This is a genomic window from Sphingomonas sp. Leaf9 (assembly GCF_001421355.1).
Taxonomy (GTDB): Bacteria; Pseudomonadota; Alphaproteobacteria; order Sphingomonadales; family Sphingomonadaceae; genus Sphingomonas.
On record NZ_LMKC01000006.1, the window covers coordinates 124,606 to 140,369 of the forward strand.

Below are 15,764 nucleotides of genomic sequence, written 5' to 3' on the forward strand. Positions count from 1 at the left end.
CACCCGACGACCTACGCTATTTCACACCGCTTCGCGATACTGCAGGCCGAGTGACTCGGTTCGAGTTTCGCGCTAGCGGCGAGGGGCAGGGGAAGCGCACCCCGGCCGCTTCAGATCCTGATCTTGTTAGCGGTGTAAGCAGCCCGCAACACGATCATGACGACCTGCCCGCCGCAGCGTACGGTCGACGAACCGTGCGCCTTCCGCTCCAATTTCAACTGCGAACGCATCGGTTCCAGCTGGCACCATCAGGTGCCATGCGCCGGTCATAAAAAGCTAGATTTTCCGCGACAGGCGGTTGTCGTCGATCACGAAGTAGTGTGCCTGTCCGATGGCGTTGCTTTTTGCAGCAACGCAGTGTCGACTGCTTCGACGGGGACCATCGCTCCGGGACCGATCAACAGTGTCGAGCCATCGAGCTCGTCGCGGAAGTCAGCAGGGAGCATAGCTGCTATCCGGGTCAATGCGCCCCCGCCTCGTGAGCTTTTTTAGAGGTCCTGATCCCAATTGCGTGCATTGCCATTCCAATCAGCCGGGTGCGACACCAAAACTCTTTCATACGCTAACCAGGTTACTGTTTGTCGGAACCCGGCTCCGCCATCTTCCGATGCTGTTCGGCAAGCACCGATCCGGGTACGACGTTGGCGAGCACGCCTTGGATCTTGGTAGTCCAGCCTGAGAAGACGGACGGTTTCCCGCGCATCATCGCTTTCCAGCCATCGCTCGCCACGTCTTCGGCGGAACGCTTGTTCGGATCGCTGCCGACCTGCGTGTCGAGCAGGTCGCCCCGCGCAAAGAATTCGGTATCGACCGGGCCCGGCATGAGCGTGCTGATCGTGACCCCGTCCGCTTCCTTGAGTTCGTTGCGGAGCGCCTCGGTAAAACTGTCGATGAACGCCTTGGTGCCGTTATAGACGGCCTGGAACGCGCCAGGAATGTAGCCCGCGACCGAGCCCACGACGAGTATCTTGCCGTCGTTGCGCGCAACCATGTCAGGCAGCGCGCGCTGTAGCAGGTAGATCGTGCCGGTGATGTTGGTCTCCACCACGTGTCGCCAGTCCTCGACCTTCTGGTCGAGGAAGCCATGGCCGAGCCCGCGGCCTGCGTTGGCGCACAACACGTCGACGCGGCGGCCGTTTGTGGCGGCCAATACCGTGTCGACGCCTTCGATCGTGGCCAAGTCCGCCTGGATCGCCTGCACGCTGGTGCCGAACTGCTGAAAATCGCGCGCGGCGTCGTGGATCAGCGGCTCGTCCGCGACGACGAGAATGTCGTAGCCGTCCTTTGCGGCGAGCGTCGCGAGTTCGAATCCAATGCCGGTCGATGCACCGGTGATGATGGCAAACCTGTCAGCCATGGCGTCTCTCCTGTTCAGCCGTTCAGGCCGGGCTTCAACACGATCTTGGTGTAGTCGTTCTGTTCGTCATGGAACTTCTGATAGCCGAGCGGGGCATCTTCGAGGTCCATGCGGTGCGAAATCAGGAAGGTCGTGTCGATCTTCTCCTCGAGGATCGCCTGCAGCAGGCCGGGCAGGTAATGCTGGACGTGGGTCTGTCCGGTCCTGAGCGTCAGGCCCTTCTCCATGAACGCGCCGAGCGGCCATTTGTCGACGAACCCACCATAGACGGCGGGCATCGAGACGCGCCCGCCCTTGCGACATGCGATGATCGCCTGGCGGTTGGCATGGGCGCGGTCGGTGCCGAGGAAGGTCGACACCTTCAACTGGTCGATAACGTTGTCGACATACAGGCCGTGCGATTCCAGACCGACCGAATCGATCACCGCATCGGGACCGATCCCACCGGTCATCAGCATCAACGCGTCGTATATATCCGTCTGCTCAAAGTTCAGCGTCTCGGCACCAAATCGGCGCGCCAGTTCCAGTCGGCGTGGAAAGTGATCGATCGCGATCACGCGCTCGGCTCCCATGAGGAACGCAGATTGTACGGCGAACAGCCCGACGGGACCGCAACCCCAGACAGCTACCGTGTCGCCGGGCTCGATGTCGGCATTCTCCGCTGCCATCCAACCGGTCGGCAGGATGTCGGACAGAAACAGCACCTTGTCGTCCTCGATACCATCGGGGATGACGATCGGGCCGACGTCGCTGAAGGGGACACGGACATATTCCGCCTGGCCGCCCGCATAGCCACCAGTCATGTGGCTATAGCCGAACAGGCCGGCCATCGGGTGGCCGTAGAGCTCCTGCGCAATGTCCTGATTGTCGGCCGGCAGCCCGTTGTCGCACGCGGAATACTGGTGCTTGCCGCAATGGTAGCAGGAGCCGCACGCGATGGTGAACGGTACGACGACCCGTTGCCCCTTCTTCAACGTGGACTTCGCACCGACCTCGACCACTTCCCCCATGAACTCATGGCCCAGGATGTCGCCCGCCTTCATCGTCGGGATGTAGCCGTCATAGAGGTGCAGGTCGGATCCGCAGATCGCGGTCGACGTCACCTTGATGATGCAGTCGCGGGGGTTGACGATGCCGGGATCGTCGACGGTATCGACCCGCACGTCATGCTTGCCGTGCCACGCCAATGCTCTCACAATCCCATCTCCTCGAACTGCTTGCGGTTCATCGCGGGGGTCGCAATCTCGCCCGCTTCCATCAACTGCTTGAAACGGCGCAGGTCGCGACGCGCCTGGATCGCGGGTTCGCGTTGGAACATCTTGGCGATTAGTTTTCCGACCACGCCGGCGGGCGGATCGTAGAGAATGGTGGCAGTAACGATGGTGCCGCGCGCGCCGGCATCGCGGAACTCCACCCTCCCTGAGTTCGGCACGTCGGCGCCTTCCTCGCTCGCCCAGGCGATGAGCGCATTCGGCTCATCCGCAGTCAGGCGCGCGGTCCATTCGACCGTCGTGCCGCCGGGCGCTTTCACTTCCCAATGGGAAGTCGTGTCGTCGGACACGCGCACACGGACGACATTCTCCATGAACGAGGGCAGGTTCGAAAAATCGCGGAAATAGGCGTATATCTCCGCCACCGGCCGGTTGATCGTGACGGCGCGGGCGAGCGCGCTGCTCCCGACGGCGTCGGGAATGGTCGCCCTGGTCATCGCGTCGGCGTTCTTCTTTGCGGCCACTACAGGCCCATCGTCGCGGCTATCGGTCACACCGGCCTCCGTGTTGAACGAGTTCGACCAAGCGCGCGGGCTTTGCGATCGTTCCGAGGGGGCGGCGATTGCTGATCTATATCAATATGTTAGTTGTTGCCGGTCCATTCTTCGGCTGCCCTCGGCAACTATAGCTGACGGCACGCCAGCACGATCCAGCGGCCGGTTCGGCGGACCACCCGGACCTGCCAGCGCCGTTTCGTCGCGCGCAGAAAGGCGCGCTGCACCTGCCCGGCGTGCTGCGCAAAATCCGGATAGTCGACCCGGTGATGCGCAAGAACCAGCATGGCCCCGGGACGCAGCGCGCCGGCAAGGACGCGGGCGGTACGCGCCATGTCGTTGGCACTCAGATAGTAGAGCATTTCCGCCACGACCGCGACGTCGTAGCCTTTCCGTGGCAAGCGATTGGGAACGACCAGCTTGATGGCACGGGCCCGGTTTCTACCGGACAGGGCATTGCCGACCAGCATGGTGCCGCTGTCCGTCGCCTCGGTCGCATCGAGGCGCAGCGCACGGGGCGCGATCGCCACCGAGTTCGACCCGTTGCCGGCTGCAATCTCCAACACGCGCCCGCACGGCCCCGGTCCCATGGCGTGCAAGATGGCACGACGCTTCACCGCCTCATCCCGGTTGGAGAAGGTCGACCATGGGTCGGCATCGCCAGCAAACCGGCGGTCGAACTCGGCCAGCGTGATCGGCTTCATCGCGGCAACTCGACGAACATTTCGCGCGGGCGGGTGAAGGCCGCGATCTGCTGCCGGGTCATCGCAAAGCCATCGGGATCGTCGGTGATCTGTCCCGTCTGCGTACGATAGCCGCGCACCGCATGGCGCTTGGCCAACCGCTCCTGCGCTGTCAGCGACAATTTTCTCGCCCCAATAGGGCGCTGTCCGGTGGGCCAGACTGGATAGGCGATCTTGCGCAGTCCGGGACGGCGCAGGGCCGCCACGCAAGCGGCGACCGTGCGATGATCCGGGTGATCGTCCCCCTCAAACGGAACCGCTATCAGCGTCATATGGACGTGGCCGATCGCACGCGAAAGCCCCCGCCGCGCGGCGGCTGCGCGGGTATGCAGGTTCCCGTCCGGCAGGCCGAGAAACGCCACCGCAGCCGCCGCCACCCCAATCCGGTGCAGCGCGCGCCGGCTCTCGCACCGCCGTTCTGCGACCAGCCTTCCGCGTGGCCACCGCAGGCTGGACGGGTGCGACGCCGCGCCATCGGTCACCACAACCACCCGTACCGCTACGCCGCGGCGTCGCAGCCGGCGGATCAGCGTATAGGCACCGATCACTTCGTCATCGGAGTGCGGCGCGACGACCAGCAGGCGCTTCGGGGACCCCACACGCAACATCACAGGCGGACGTTCAGCAACCCGCCCGCCACCGCTGCGCCCACGCGCATGCGCTGCGCATCGGGCGCGGGCTGCCGCAGGTACATGGACAGATCGGTGATCGCGGCGGCCAGCGGGTGCGCGTCGAACAACGATGCGACGCCCACCGCCTGTTGCGCGAGTTCGATCGCCCGCCCCCCGGCGGCATAGACCGCGACCCGTGCCGCCGCGACCAGCGGCAGGCGGGCGTCGTCGTTCGCGAACCAACCGGCCGCTGCCGTGCGGACCGCGCCGGCAGCGGTTTCGACAAGGCAATATAATTCCGCGAGGCGACCCGCCTGATGCGGATCGTCGGCGCGCCCGGCCGCGACGAGGTGCGCGGTGGTGTGGTTCAGCACCGCTGCGATCCCGCCGGCCTGCACCGCGGCAAACCGCAGCGCGCCACCGCTGAACCACGGTTCGCGCACATAATCCCCGGGCACGCCGATCAGGTCGTCGGCCGCAATCGGCGCGTCCCGCCACCGCACGACATGGCTGTCCGATCGCTGCATCCCGGCCACCTGCCAGACCGATCGGTCGATCGCCGGCGGGGTGCGGGCCAGATCGAGCAGCAGCAACTGACGCCCGCCCGGCACATCGACGCCGACCAGCGCGTGGCTGAGCAGCCCGGCACCGCTCGCAAAGCTCTTGCCGCCGTGCAGGCGCAGGTCGCTAAGGCGAAGCGGTTCGCCGGTCAGGTCGGCATTCCACACTCCGAATGCCGCACCATGCGCCACCGCCGCGACGACCCGTGCGGCCTGATCCGCCGCCCCGTAGCGCAGTACGATCTGGATCGCATCGACATGCCCCTCGAACAGCCGGCCGAGCGGCAAGTCGCTCCGCCCGGTTTCATACAGCAGCCGCAGCAGCCGCAGCAGCGCATCGTGATCAGCCGGATCGCCGAGCGCAGGCAACAGAGTCGATCGCGCCGCGATGGCGCGCCGCAGGTCGGTCATGCCGCACGCCGCGCGGCAGACAGGGCGGATAATGCCGCTTCTGCAACGGTCAGGTCGACCTGCCGCATCCCGGCCGGCGGCACCGGAACGATCCGCATCGCAAAGGCTTCGGCATTCGGACAATCGCGCGCGACACCGATCACATGGTCGGTCGTCAGCCCGATCGTTGCCGCGAACGGCCCCAGGTTGCCGGCGGCAAAGGCGCTGCGCGCGGCGGCGTGGCGGTGATATTGCCAAGCCATGTCAGCGGGATGGGCGACTTCGACGGCCGTGCCCGTCCGATCGAGGGCTCTAAGGCTTCCAGCCAGCCCGTCTGTGACCCGTCCCGACCGACGATCGGAGGTATGGACGATCCCGGCCGCGTCGCGCCGCACCCGCATTCCCGCCCGCGCGGCATCGTCGACCAGGCGCGCGTCCTCCCCGGCCGGCAGCGGACGAAAGCCGCCGAGCCGGGCATATTCGTCAACCGACAGCGCAAGATTGGCCCCGCTGGTAAACGGATGGGTCGCCGCGGCTTCCCAAGCCACCGGATCGACCATCCGCCGCATGGCGTGCAGCCGGTCGTAATACGCCTCGATCCGGTCCTGCAGCGCGTGCGGCCGGATGACGGTCCGCACGACCTTGCCCGCCACGACCTCGGCATTGCGGCAACCGGCGACCATTGCCTGCACCCATTGCGGGTCGGGCACGCTGTCGGCATCGGTGCTGAGCAGCAGTCCCGCCCCGTCCAGTGCGACCATGCCTAGCAGCATCGCGGCGTGGCGCGCGCGCCCGGCATTCGCGTCGGATTGCTCCATCCGCTCGATCGCCACCGGCACCGAAGCGCGACGGGCATGGTCGTGCGCCACCGCGGCGCTCGTGTCGTGACAGCTGTCGAGCAGCAGGCACAACCGCAGGTCGACGTCCGTTCGGTCGAGGCGCTCCATCGCGGCAAACAGCTCGGGCAGCGACGACGCCTCGTTCCGGGCGGGCACGCAGATCGCGATGCGCGTCGGGCTGGCCTGTGACATCAACGCGATCCTCTATGCATCGCGCAATACTAGTCGGATCGATGGCCAGCGCCATTGATGCAGATCAATTAGATGTCCTGCAGTAGAAAGACAGGAAGATATTCTACCAATATTAATCGGGATCTGTAGCAAACAAATTAATCGTATACCTACGTGCCGTGTTCGCAAATCGGATGTTTCAGGACATTGACAGAACGATTATTTTCAATCTCGATTGGTAATATCTTCAATTTGCTGGAAAATCGTGTTGATCCAGATCATGTCCGTACCCGAAGTCTGATCGGAGACGTTCGCTCCTTCGAATCTCTAGGAGTTACCATGACCAAACCCTTCGCACGCAACGCCGGCAATGGCGGCGAGACGCATCAGGTGACCGACACCGATCATCCGGTGCTGACCACCAACCATGGCACGCCGATCAGCGACAACCAGAACCAACTAAAGGCTGGTGCGCGCGGGCCCGTGCTGATCGAGGATGAAGTCTTCCGCGAGAAGATGAACCATTTCGACCATGAGCGCATCCCGGAGCGGATCGTCCATGCGCGCGGCAGCGCGGCGCACGGCTATTTCGAATGCACCGACAGCCTGGCCGACATCACCGTCGCCGACCTGTTCCAGAAAAAGGGACAGCGAACCGAGGTGTTCACCCGTTTCTCGACGGTCGCCGGCGGCTCGGGATCGGTCGACACCCCGCGCGACGTGCGTGGCTTTGCGGTGAAGTTCTACACGCGCGAGGGCAATTGGGATTTGGTCGGCAACAATATCCCGGTCTTCTTCATCCAGGATGCGATCAAGTTCCCCGACCTGATCCACGCCGCCAAGATGGAGGCCGATCGCGGCTATCCGCAGGCGGCGACGGCGCACGATACCTTCTGGGACTTCATCTCGTTGATGCCGGAATCGACGCACATGGTGATGTGGGCGATGTCGGACCGCACCCTGCCGCGCACCTTCGCCAACATGGAGGGGTTCGGGGTCCACACCTTCCGCTTCATCAATGCCGAGGGCAAGTCGACCTTCGTCAAGTTCCACTGGAAGCCCAAGGCGGGCCTTGCCTCGACCATCTGGGACGAGACGGTGAAGATCGCCGGTGCCGACCCCGATTTCCAGCGCCGCGACCTGTTCGAACGGATCGACCGCGGCGATTTCCCGGAATGGGAACTGGGCGTGCAGCTGTTCGACGAGGATTTCGCGAACTCGTTGCCGTACGACGTGCTCGACGCGACCAAGATCATCCCGGAGGAAGTGTTGCCGGTGCGCATCGTCGGGCGGATGGTGCTCGACCGCTACCCAGACAATTTCTTCGCCGAAACCGAACAGGCGGCCTTCGTGCCAAGCCATGTCGTACCCGGCATCGGTTTCTCGAACGACCCGCTGCTGCAGGGCCGGCTGTTCAGCTATACCGACACCCAGCTGTCGCGTCTCGGCTCGGTCAATTTCCACCAGCTGCCGATCAACGCGGCGAAGGGCCGCGCCGAAGCCGCCGGGTGTCCATTCCTGAACCAACAACGCGACGGCCATATGCAGATGGCGGTGCCCAAGGGCCGCGCCAATTACGAGCCGAACAGCCTCGCCAAGGCGGGCGAAGAGGCTGGCTCGCGCGAGGATCCGGACAAGGGCTACAAGACCTACCCCTCGGAGGAGCAGGGCCAGAAGCTGCGCATCCGCCCGGAAAGCTTCGCCGACCATTACAGCCAGGCACGGCTGTTCTTCCGTTCGATGGACCCGGCGGAACAGGCGCATATCGCCTCCGCACTAGTGTTCGAGCTGTCGAAGGTCAGCCTCGAGCATATCCGCATCGCGATGCTCGCCAATCTGCGCAACGTCGACGAGGATCTCGCCACCCGCGTCGCCGACGGCCTTGCCATGGACTTGCCCGAAGCGTCGCCGACCGCCGCGCCGGTGCAGGACATGGACGTGTCGCCCGCGATGCGCATCATCCGGGGACCGCGCGAACTGCACACGCTGGAGGGGCGCAATGTCGGCATTCTGATCGCCGATGGCAGCGATGCGGGTGACCTCAAGTCGCTAAAGGACGCGATCAAGGCGGCGGGCGGCAATGCGATGACCATCGCGCCCAAGGTCGGCAAGGTCCCACTGTCCGACGGATCGACAATCGCCGCCGATGCGCAGCTGTTCGGCCAGCCCTCGGTCACGGTCGATGCCTGCGTGGTACTCCTGTCTGCGGACGCCGCCAAGAAGCTCACCAGGGAAGGCGCCGCCGTCCAGTGGGTGATGGACGCGTTCGGGCACCTGAAGGCGATCGGCCACAATGCAGAGGCCAAGCCGCTGCTCGACAAGGCCGGCGTCGAGGCGGATGAGGGCGTCACCGACCTCACCAGCTTCGTTGAGGCCGCCAAGCAGCGCTACTGGGACCGCGAACCCAACGTTCGTACGCTGGCGTAATGCCTAGGGCGGTTGCCTGAGTGGACACAAGCAGGCAGCCGTGGCCTCGGCAGGGAGGACTGGGGCTCCGCGTTCAGCGCCACGAAAGTGCTGGACGCGAAAGGTCGTGAAGGAAGTGGCGACGAACCTGACCGGCTGCAACCGGCCAGGTGTTGGCCAAAATTCGTCGTCGGTGCGATCACTCGGGAATGTCCGACCTTGACGAAGGTCGCCGTTCGAGGCGGCCATCTGGAATGGCCGGTAAGTCCCAAAACTCGCCTCTCTTGGTATCATTCCGTCACATGAATGAACGGCCGAAACCGGGTAGCCGACAATACCAGCCAGCGTCCACTTGTGGGTCTATCACCCAGCGCCGAGTCCTCGGACGATCACCTGCGCCAGATTTTCTAGATATCGGCGATCTGCTTGCTGCCCAAGCACCGCGATCCGCCAGTATAGCGGGGCCGCCAGCAGATCTGCGGCGAGCGACTGGTCGACCGTGTCAGGAAGATCGCCGCGCGCGACCGCGCGGGCAACAATGTCGTACGCATGTATCCGGCGTGCCTCTTGGAACGGTCGTACCGCTGCGGAGAGCGCGACGTTACGCTCAAGCTCAGCATGAATGTCCGAGACGATGCGGCGAATGTTCGGGTGGCGCAACACTCGACGAATGGCGAACAACAGTGCCAGCACGTCCGCCTCGAACGAGCCTTGGTCCTCGATCTCAGCGATCCTTAGACCTACCTGCGGCAACAGGTCCGCCGCCATCGCCGCCTTGTCCGGCCAGCGCCGATACAGCGCCGCCTTGCCCGACCCGGCCGCGCGCGCGACCCGCTCGAGGCTGAGATCGGCATAGCCGACCCGCGCCCATTCCGCGAAGAACGCTCGCGTTAACGCATCGGTGACGTCGGCCCGCTGCACGGCTGCCCCCGAAAGTTGCCGCGGTCTTGGCTCGACGGAACGCTTGCGTTCCAACCGAAATCTCCTACATCGATGAGACGACAGCGTCTCGACGAACAGGAGATACGGGATGACGGACAGGGTGCAAGACTTTTCGGCGATGCTGCGTGACGCGCTTGGCAACTGCCTGGCCGCCGATACGACGAGCTTCGTCGATATGCTGGCCAAGGACGCCTTGATGGAGTTTCCGTTTGCGCCGTCCGGCTTGCCGCGCCGGATCGAGGGGCGGGACGCAGTCGCCGATCACCTGGCCAAGCTCGCCTGCCTCATCGTATTCGATCGGATCGGCCCTGCGCAGGTTATCGCGCGAGAGGGCGAGACAACCGTGCTGGCGTTCGAGGCCGCGGGGATCGGGGTTGAGACGGGAGCTCCATACGATCAGCGCTACCTATCGGTCATTACGACCGTCAGCGGGCAGATCGTACGCTATCTCGACTATTGGGATCCTTTGGTGGTCGCTCGTGCGCTGTTGGGGGACGATGCAGCGAACGCGATCACAATGGATGGCGTTTATGGTGGTTGAGCGCGTCCTGGTCACCGGCTCGACTGGCACCACTGGCAGGCTGCTCGCGAACCTTCTGCGCGGGAGAGGCACCGAGGTCGCTGCGGCAACGAGGCGGGTAGAGCGGGCGGGGCAGGTCCGGTTCGACTGGTCCGACCCTGCTAGCTTCACACCGGCGTTGGACGGGGTAGACGCCGCCTATGTGGTCGCGCCGACCGACCGCGTCGATCAGCTGCCCGTCATGCGTCCGTTATTCGAACTCGCTGCCGAGCGGCTACCAGGCGCGATCGTTCTGCTCTCCGCTGCGTCGCTGCCGCCGGGCGGACCGATGATGGGGGCGGCACACGCTTGGCTGCGCGATCATGCACCACGCTGGGCCGTGCTCCGGCCGAGCTGGTTCATGCAAAACTTCACCGGGCAGTATCTGCCGTCGATCATCGGTGAGGGGCGCCTTTATTCCGCGACCGGCGATGGCCGCGTGCCGTTCATTGACGCCGCCGACATCGCGGCGGTCGCAGCGGCGGCGTTGCTGACGCCGGAAGCCGTATCGGGGGAGCTGGTGCTGACCGGTCCCGAGGCATTGACCTATGATCAGGCGGCGTCGGCCATCGCCAAGGCGATCGGCCGGCCGGTACAACACTACCGGCTCAGCGTCGAGGCGCTGGCCCAACGCTATCGTTCGTTCGGCTTACCCGCGGACTATGCCGACCTGCTCGCCGGGATGGACGGGGCGATCGCACAAGGCTCGGAAGACCGGATCACAACCACCGTCGACGATGTCACCGGCCGACCGCCGACCTCATTGGCGGCGTTCCTTGCCGAAAACCGGAAAAGCTTTATAAGCAAAACAAGCTGAACGGATGTTCAGGTCTAAGTAACCGGGCGGTAGCGGCGAACGTCTGGTTCTGGGTCGACTTACTGAATTCAACAGCCAGCCACTCGCTCTCAGGCAGATGCCGCGTCGAGGCGGAAGTCATTGAGCATAATCATGCCCAATGCTGTCTCAAGCTCGTCAGTCGATGCACAATTTCCTCTATCTCGTTAGGGTTTAGAGGGACGGTATCGATTGAATTGTGAATGCCGATCCCCTCAACCAGCGCGTCCAACGCGCGGGCGGTCAGGGGATCGAAAAAGCGTTCGAGCGCATTGCGGCTGTTCTGCATCCATCGTTGCATGACGACCGCGACCGGGGGATTGCGGGCTGCGTAAGCATATAGCTCGTAGCTGAGCAGTAGGGTGGCGGGCGTCGCCCATATGGATTCAGCAATGATCGATACGACAGCTGCCTTGGCGGTTTCGCGATCCTTAGCTCGTGCCAAACGATCTCCAAAGGCAGCCGACGATTGCTCCGCCAACTGCAGGAACGCCGTCCGGATCAAGGTGTCCAGCGTATCGAAATAGTAGGTGACGGATCCCAGCGGAACCGCTGCGGCAGTGGCGATGCGACGGTGGGTGGTTCCGGCTACCCCCTGCTGGGCGATCACTACCAGTGTCGCATCGACGATCCGCTGTCGTCGATCCGTTTCGTTCCGCCCCTTTCCAATGCCAGTCACGTCGACCCCTTTGCAAAACATGTGTACGTTTGTACATATCCGCGTATCGTAGCCTAGATGAGGGGAGAAGGTCATGCGGGATGCAAGGATTTCACGCCGAGCCGTCATCGGCGGCGCGGTGGCCTTCACCCTGGCGCCGAACACCGTTGCGAATGCGGAGACCAGGATGGAGATGTTCGGACATAATGACGGTCGTTGGCTGAACCCGCCGCGGGTGTGGGAGTGGGAGGGTAATGGCGATCTGACGATGGTCACTGATCGCACTACCGATTTCTGGCGCGAGACTCATTATGGTTTCACGCGCGATTCGGGACATTTCCTGGGTTTCGCGACGCCGGATGCCTTCACGGCACAATTGCGAGTTCGTGGTGCGTACGAGAAGTTGTACGATCAGGCCGGCATCATGGTGCGGATCGACGAGCGTCGCTGGATCAAGGCGGGCATCGAATTGTCCGATGGGCGCGCGATGCTCAGCAGCGTGCTTACAGATGAGCGTTCGGACTGGGCGACCAGTCCTTATGCCGACGACCCGAAAGACTTCTGGATGCGGGTTACCGTCGCCAAAGGCGTATTGCGACTGCAGGTTTCGGCTGACGGAAAAACGTGGCCGCTGGTACGCCTTGCGCCGTTCCCCGTGGCTTCATCCTATCTGGTGGGACCAATGGCGTGCACGCCGGAGCGCGAAGGTTTGCGTGTCCGCTTCTCCGACCTGCGGATCACGGCCCCGCTGGGCAAAGACCTGCACGATCTGACGTGACAATGCCTCCGCAGAGCGGGCCGCACATCGCGTCGGACGGGACAAAGGCACATTTTGAGGTTCTCGACGGGCTGCGGGGTATCGCAGCCCTGCTCGTGGTCGCATTTCATATCCAGGGCATTACCGTACTGTTCGATGCCCAGCGTCTGTTGTTGCCGCACGCCTATCTGGCGGTCGACTTCTTCTTCGCGCTGTCGGGTTTCGTGGTCGGCTATGCCTATGACGATCGCTGGTCCACGATGACGAGCCGGCAGTTTCTGACGCGTCGGCTGATCCGGCTGCATCCGCTGGTACTGCTCGGCGCGGTGCTCGGACTGCTGAGCTATATCGGCGATCCGTTTGCCGGCGATCGGCAGGACGCGCCGGCGATGCTGATCTTCGCCGCGTTTGCCGCAGCGCTACTGGCACTACCCTCCGCGCCGTTGCCTAACCGGCTGGGGGACAGTCATCCGCTCAACGCTCCCGCCTGGACGCTGCTGCAGGAGTATATCGGTAACTTGGCCTACGCACTGGTGTTGCGACGGCTCAAAACCCCGTGGTTGGCGGGTGCGACAATTGTGGCTGGGCTGGCCTCGGTGGCCACTGCCATGTCTCTCGGATCATACGATACCGGGTGGGGGCTAGATAATTTTTGGGGAGCGCCGGTACGGCTTGCGTATCCGTTCTTGGCCGGTCTGTTATTGTTTCGTCTGCACCACCGTCTGCCGCGCTGGCGTGTCGGGTTCCTGCCTTTGAGTGTCATCTTGCTGCTGACCTTTGCAGCCCCCGCAATGCCAACCGCCGGCGTAATCAAGCTGAACGGGCTGTATCAGGCGTTCTGCGTCATCATCCTGTTTCCGGCGATCATCGTGGCAGGTCGACATTCGCAGGGTGGACCGACCATGACGCACCTGTGCCGGACCGCCGGACAGATTTCCTATCCGCTTTACATCACGCATTATCCGTTCGTGTATCTGTACATGAACTGGATGGCGACCGGCGATGGGCAGGGTGCCGTTACAGGCCCCGTCGCGATCGGGTTGTATGTCATCACGATCGTATTAGCCGTGGCTGCCTATCGCATCTGGGACCGCCCGTTGCGGTTGGCGCTACGTCGGTGGATCAAACCGGCAGAAGCAGCCGACCACAGCTGAACGAATGGCAAGTTGAAGGAACCGCTGAACAAACACTCAATGACTGCTTATGGATCCCCTCAGCCGGGAAGCGGCTGACCGCCACATGACCCAGCTCGGCCATTCCCGGCGCCCGTGGCTTTTTCAATATCCGCCTCTTTGCGAGGCTCGCGGTTTCCGATCTTTCCGTCTCCACCGCGCCGTCTCGGGAAAGTGCATTCGGGAACAGATTTCCAGAAGCGGAGCCCCGGATGTCCTGGGATACGATCGGCGCGGCCGGTTTCCCAAGTCACGCTCTCAATAGGGAGTGTCAGAAGCTAAGGCTTGGCATCTGTTTCCCTAGCGAACGGCCAGTCGAACGATCCCATGACGAGCCGCCCTGTGACCTTTGGTTCGCGATTATTCACCCGTAGGACCAAGTCGGTTGAAAGCACGAAGTAGGTGTCCGGCGCCGACGCATAGAGCCGTTCGCTGACGCCCTCTTTGAGCGAGATAGCCAAGCCCGATCCATCCGCGGTGATCGAGAAGGTGCCGAGATCGGAAACAGCGTAGGTCCCGATCAGGCGAGCACGAATGTCGGTCGGGATCGGTATGCTCGCGCGCTCGATACTGTGGTAGCTAGGCCAGCCATAGGCGGCGGCCACGCTGCGGGTGATCTCGGATGCAAGCTCTGCACCTTGGGCGCCGTTCGTCATGATGGCCACCCCGTCGCCCGAGCCGGTATAAGCTACCAGGAAGTTCTCATATCCCTCGTTGCTGCCGCCATGCGCAAAGGCGCGATCGGTGGGTGTCGGGTGGACCTCTAGACCGAGGCGCCATTCCCCTTTGCCAGGTGTCAGCATTCCGGCCGCTAGCGTCGGTTCAAGAATGCCGCCTTTCTCACTGCGCGCACTGTCGCGCACGGCGATTGCGTAGCGAAGTAAATCGCTTGGCGTGGTCCACAGACCAGCGGCGGCCAACTCGGGATAGGTATGTGGTCCGCCGGGCACGAGCTTGCCTGCCCCGTCATGCGGCCATGCGGCGGTCGCCAGGGATGCGGCATCGAGTGGTTGAGCAAAGCTGCTGAGCGTCATGCCGGCGGGCTGAAGCACCTCGTTCCGAAGAACCTCGGCAAACGGCCTGCCTGTCACGTCACCGATCAGCTTCTGAATAACCGTGTAGCCACCGCCGGAATAACGCCAGATCGTCCCCGGTTTGGTATCCACGACGACCGGCTTGGTGTTTGCCGGCGCGCGTCCAGCAAGCACGTCGTCCACGCTCGGCACGGCGACCCCAGCAGCGTAGCCGGGGAAACCATGCACCGTCGTTCCCGCCGTGTGAGACAGCAACTCGCGCAGCGTGACGTGCGCGCCGGGTGGAGCCGGCAGCTTCCATCCCTTGAGCTGCGCGTTGACATCGCCGTCCAGCGTCAAACGGTGCTTCTGAACGAGGCGCAACGCTGCCAGCGCCGTGACCGGCTTGCTGATCGAGCCGGCCTGAAACAGGGTATCGGGCGTCACGGACGTACCGCCCGCGCGCGTGAACCCGTATCCCTTCGACCACTCGATCGTGCCGCCATGCAAAACGGCGACGCTAACTCCGGGCACATTCAGTCGGCGCATCTCCGCTGCGATCGTGCGGCGCGGGCTTGGCGCACCCGCCAGGACGACAGCCGACGTCAGCCCCTGCTCGACCGTCACGATCTTCGACGGCGTGGGAGCGGCCTTCTAGGCCGCTACGGGGATGGGCAACAGAGCCATGATGTACGCCGCCCGGAATGATTTACGCACGCCCAAATCTCCGTGTATTATTTAAATGATACACTGCGCCTGATCCTCCGGTGAGGCAAGCGGCTTTTCCGCGTCCGCTCATCCCGCGCCGCAATCCGCGGATTCCCCGTTTTACCATCGTTCTCGGGAAGAGGGGGTGGCTGCCAAAGGCTCATGCCTGCCTAGGCTGGCTGTAGCTGTTGAGATGAACGAGTGGCTGAATGTGGGAAGGCGAAAGCGAGCCGCGGGTGCCCGGAACTGGGAAGCGCGCACGGTGGCCTGAGTGTTGC

Annotated in this window: 15 protein-coding genes; 5 read left to right on the top strand and 10 right to left on the bottom strand. The window is 63.7% G+C overall.

The features are described from left to right. Window positions 1-571 precede the first annotated feature (571 nt). The 7 genes from ASE58_RS16590 to ASE58_RS17665 all read right to left on the bottom strand — a co-directional run bounded on the left by ASE58_RS16590 (window position 572) and on the right by ASE58_RS17665 (window position 6,457). The gene (locus ASE58_RS16590) at window positions 572-1,357 is read right to left on the bottom strand and encodes an SDR family NAD(P)-dependent oxidoreductase (protein WP_055823834.1); all 786 of its coding nucleotides are present in this window, start codon (window positions 1,355-1,357) and stop codon (window positions 572-574) included. A 14-nt stretch (window positions 1,358-1,371) separates the two neighbouring features. Then, entirely contained in the window at window positions 1,372-2,553 is a 1,182-nt protein-coding gene (locus ASE58_RS16595; RefSeq protein ID WP_055823837.1) for a zinc-dependent alcohol dehydrogenase, read from the bottom strand. Continuing rightward, the gene (locus ASE58_RS16600) at window positions 2,550-3,065 is read right to left on the bottom strand and encodes an SRPBCC family protein (protein WP_156347809.1); all 516 of its coding nucleotides are present in this window, start codon (window positions 3,063-3,065) and stop codon (window positions 2,550-2,552) included. The genes ASE58_RS16595 and ASE58_RS16600 overlap by 4 nt, the downstream gene beginning before the upstream one ends. Before the next feature lie 185 nt (window positions 3,066-3,250). Next, a complete protein-coding gene (locus ASE58_RS16605) occupies window positions 3,251-3,826 on the bottom strand; it encodes a class I SAM-dependent methyltransferase (protein ID WP_055763824.1) in 576 nt (191 codons plus the stop codon). Next, window positions 3,823-4,473 (bottom strand): PIG-L deacetylase family protein, encoded by a 651-nt coding sequence (locus ASE58_RS16610; protein WP_055763822.1) that lies wholly within the window; start codon window positions 4,471-4,473, stop codon window positions 3,823-3,825. The genes ASE58_RS16605 and ASE58_RS16610 overlap by 4 nt, the downstream gene beginning before the upstream one ends. Next, on the bottom strand, window positions 4,473-5,447 hold the full coding sequence (locus tag ASE58_RS16615; protein WP_055763820.1) for a hypothetical protein: 975 nt from the start codon (window positions 5,445-5,447) through the stop codon (window positions 4,473-4,475). The genes ASE58_RS16610 and ASE58_RS16615 overlap by 1 nt, the downstream gene beginning before the upstream one ends. Beyond that, entirely contained in the window at window positions 5,444-6,457 is a 1,014-nt protein-coding gene (locus tag ASE58_RS17665) for a glycosyltransferase (RefSeq protein WP_082457208.1), read from the bottom strand. Before ASE58_RS17665 ends, ASE58_RS16615 begins: the two co-directional genes overlap by 4 nt. Before the next feature lie 318 nt (window positions 6,458-6,775). On the opposite strand from ASE58_RS17665, the gene ASE58_RS16625 reads away from it, so the two are divergent. Continuing rightward, window positions 6,776-8,863, top strand: a complete 2,088-nt coding sequence (locus ASE58_RS16625; protein WP_055823840.1) for a catalase — start codon at window positions 6,776-6,778, stop codon at window positions 8,861-8,863. A 342-nt stretch (window positions 8,864-9,205) separates the two neighbouring features. Here ASE58_RS16625 and ASE58_RS16630 read toward each other — a convergent pair whose 3' ends face one another. Beyond that, complete coding sequence (locus ASE58_RS16630; RefSeq protein WP_235513662.1) at window positions 9,206-9,763, bottom strand: TetR/AcrR family transcriptional regulator; 558 nt, start codon at window positions 9,761-9,763, stop codon at window positions 9,206-9,208. Window positions 9,764-9,872: 109 nt separating this feature from the next. Between ASE58_RS16630 and ASE58_RS16635 the strand changes: the two genes are divergently transcribed. Continuing rightward, window positions 9,873-10,325, top strand: a complete 453-nt coding sequence (locus ASE58_RS16635; RefSeq protein ID WP_082468189.1) for a nuclear transport factor 2 family protein — start codon at window positions 9,873-9,875, stop codon at window positions 10,323-10,325. Next, window positions 10,306-11,160 (top strand): NmrA family NAD(P)-binding protein, encoded by an 855-nt coding sequence (locus ASE58_RS16640; protein ID WP_235515929.1) that lies wholly within the window; start codon window positions 10,306-10,308, stop codon window positions 11,158-11,160. The genes ASE58_RS16635 and ASE58_RS16640 overlap by 20 nt, the downstream gene beginning before the upstream one ends. Window positions 11,161-11,290: 130 nt before the next feature. On the opposite strand, the gene ASE58_RS16645 is transcribed toward ASE58_RS16640, so the two are convergent. Then, the gene (locus ASE58_RS16645) at window positions 11,291-11,857 is read right to left on the bottom strand and encodes a TetR/AcrR family transcriptional regulator (protein ID WP_200909392.1); all 567 of its coding nucleotides are present in this window, start codon (window positions 11,855-11,857) and stop codon (window positions 11,291-11,293) included. 73 nt (window positions 11,858-11,930) lie between these two features. Between ASE58_RS16645 and ASE58_RS16650 the strand changes: the two genes are divergently transcribed. Beyond that, on the top strand, window positions 11,931-12,614 hold the full coding sequence (locus ASE58_RS16650) for a DUF1349 domain-containing protein (RefSeq protein WP_082468191.1): 684 nt from the start codon (window positions 11,931-11,933) through the stop codon (window positions 12,612-12,614). A gap of 2 nt (window positions 12,615-12,616) precedes the next feature. Next, window positions 12,617-13,747 carry an acyltransferase family protein gene (locus ASE58_RS16655; protein WP_055823848.1) on the top strand — a complete coding sequence of 377 codons (1,131 nt, stop codon included), beginning with the start codon at window positions 12,617-12,619 and terminating at the stop codon, window positions 13,745-13,747. Window positions 13,748-14,043: 296 nt separating this feature from the next. Here the strand turns inward: ASE58_RS16655 and ASE58_RS16660 are convergent, their stop codons facing one another. Further along, window positions 14,044-15,405: a serine hydrolase domain-containing protein gene (locus tag ASE58_RS16660; RefSeq protein ID WP_055823851.1), complete on the bottom strand. Its 1,362-nt coding sequence runs from the start codon at window positions 15,403-15,405 to the stop codon at window positions 14,044-14,046. Window positions 15,406-15,764 lie beyond the last annotated feature (359 nt).

Bases quoted from the DNA above. Each gene is read 5' to 3' on its own strand.
- ASE58_RS16590 (WP_055823834.1), bottom strand. From the start codon at position 1,357: ATGGCTGACAGGTTTGCCATCATCACCGGTGCATCGACCGGCATTGGA.
- ASE58_RS16600 (WP_156347809.1), bottom strand. From the start codon at position 3,065: ATGACCAGGGCGACCATTCCCGACGCCGTCGGGAGCAGCGCGCTCGCC.
- ASE58_RS16605 (WP_055763824.1), bottom strand. From the start codon at position 3,826: ATGAAGCCGATCACGCTGGCCGAGTTCGACCGCCGGTTTGCTGGCGAT.
- ASE58_RS16610 (WP_055763822.1), bottom strand. From the start codon at position 4,473: ATGTTGCGTGTGGGGTCCCCGAAGCGCCTGCTGGTCGTCGCGCCGCAC.
- ASE58_RS16615 (WP_055763820.1), bottom strand. From the start codon at position 5,447: ATGACCGACCTGCGGCGCGCCATCGCGGCGCGATCGACTCTGTTGCCT.
- ASE58_RS17665 (WP_082457208.1), bottom strand. From the start codon at position 6,457: ATGTCACAGGCCAGCCCGACGCGCATCGCGATCTGCGTGCCCGCCCGG.
- ASE58_RS16625 (WP_055823840.1), top strand. From the start codon at position 6,776: ATGACCAAACCCTTCGCACGCAACGCCGGCAATGGCGGCGAGACGCAT.
- ASE58_RS16635 (WP_082468189.1), top strand. From the start codon at position 9,873: ATGACGGACAGGGTGCAAGACTTTTCGGCGATGCTGCGTGACGCGCTT.
- ASE58_RS16640 (WP_235515929.1), top strand. From the start codon at position 10,306: ATGGCGTTTATGGTGGTTGAGCGCGTCCTGGTCACCGGCTCGACTGGC.
- ASE58_RS16650 (WP_082468191.1), top strand. From the start codon at position 11,931: ATGCGGGATGCAAGGATTTCACGCCGAGCCGTCATCGGCGGCGCGGTG.
- ASE58_RS16655 (WP_055823848.1), top strand. From the start codon at position 12,617: ATGCCTCCGCAGAGCGGGCCGCACATCGCGTCGGACGGGACAAAGGCA.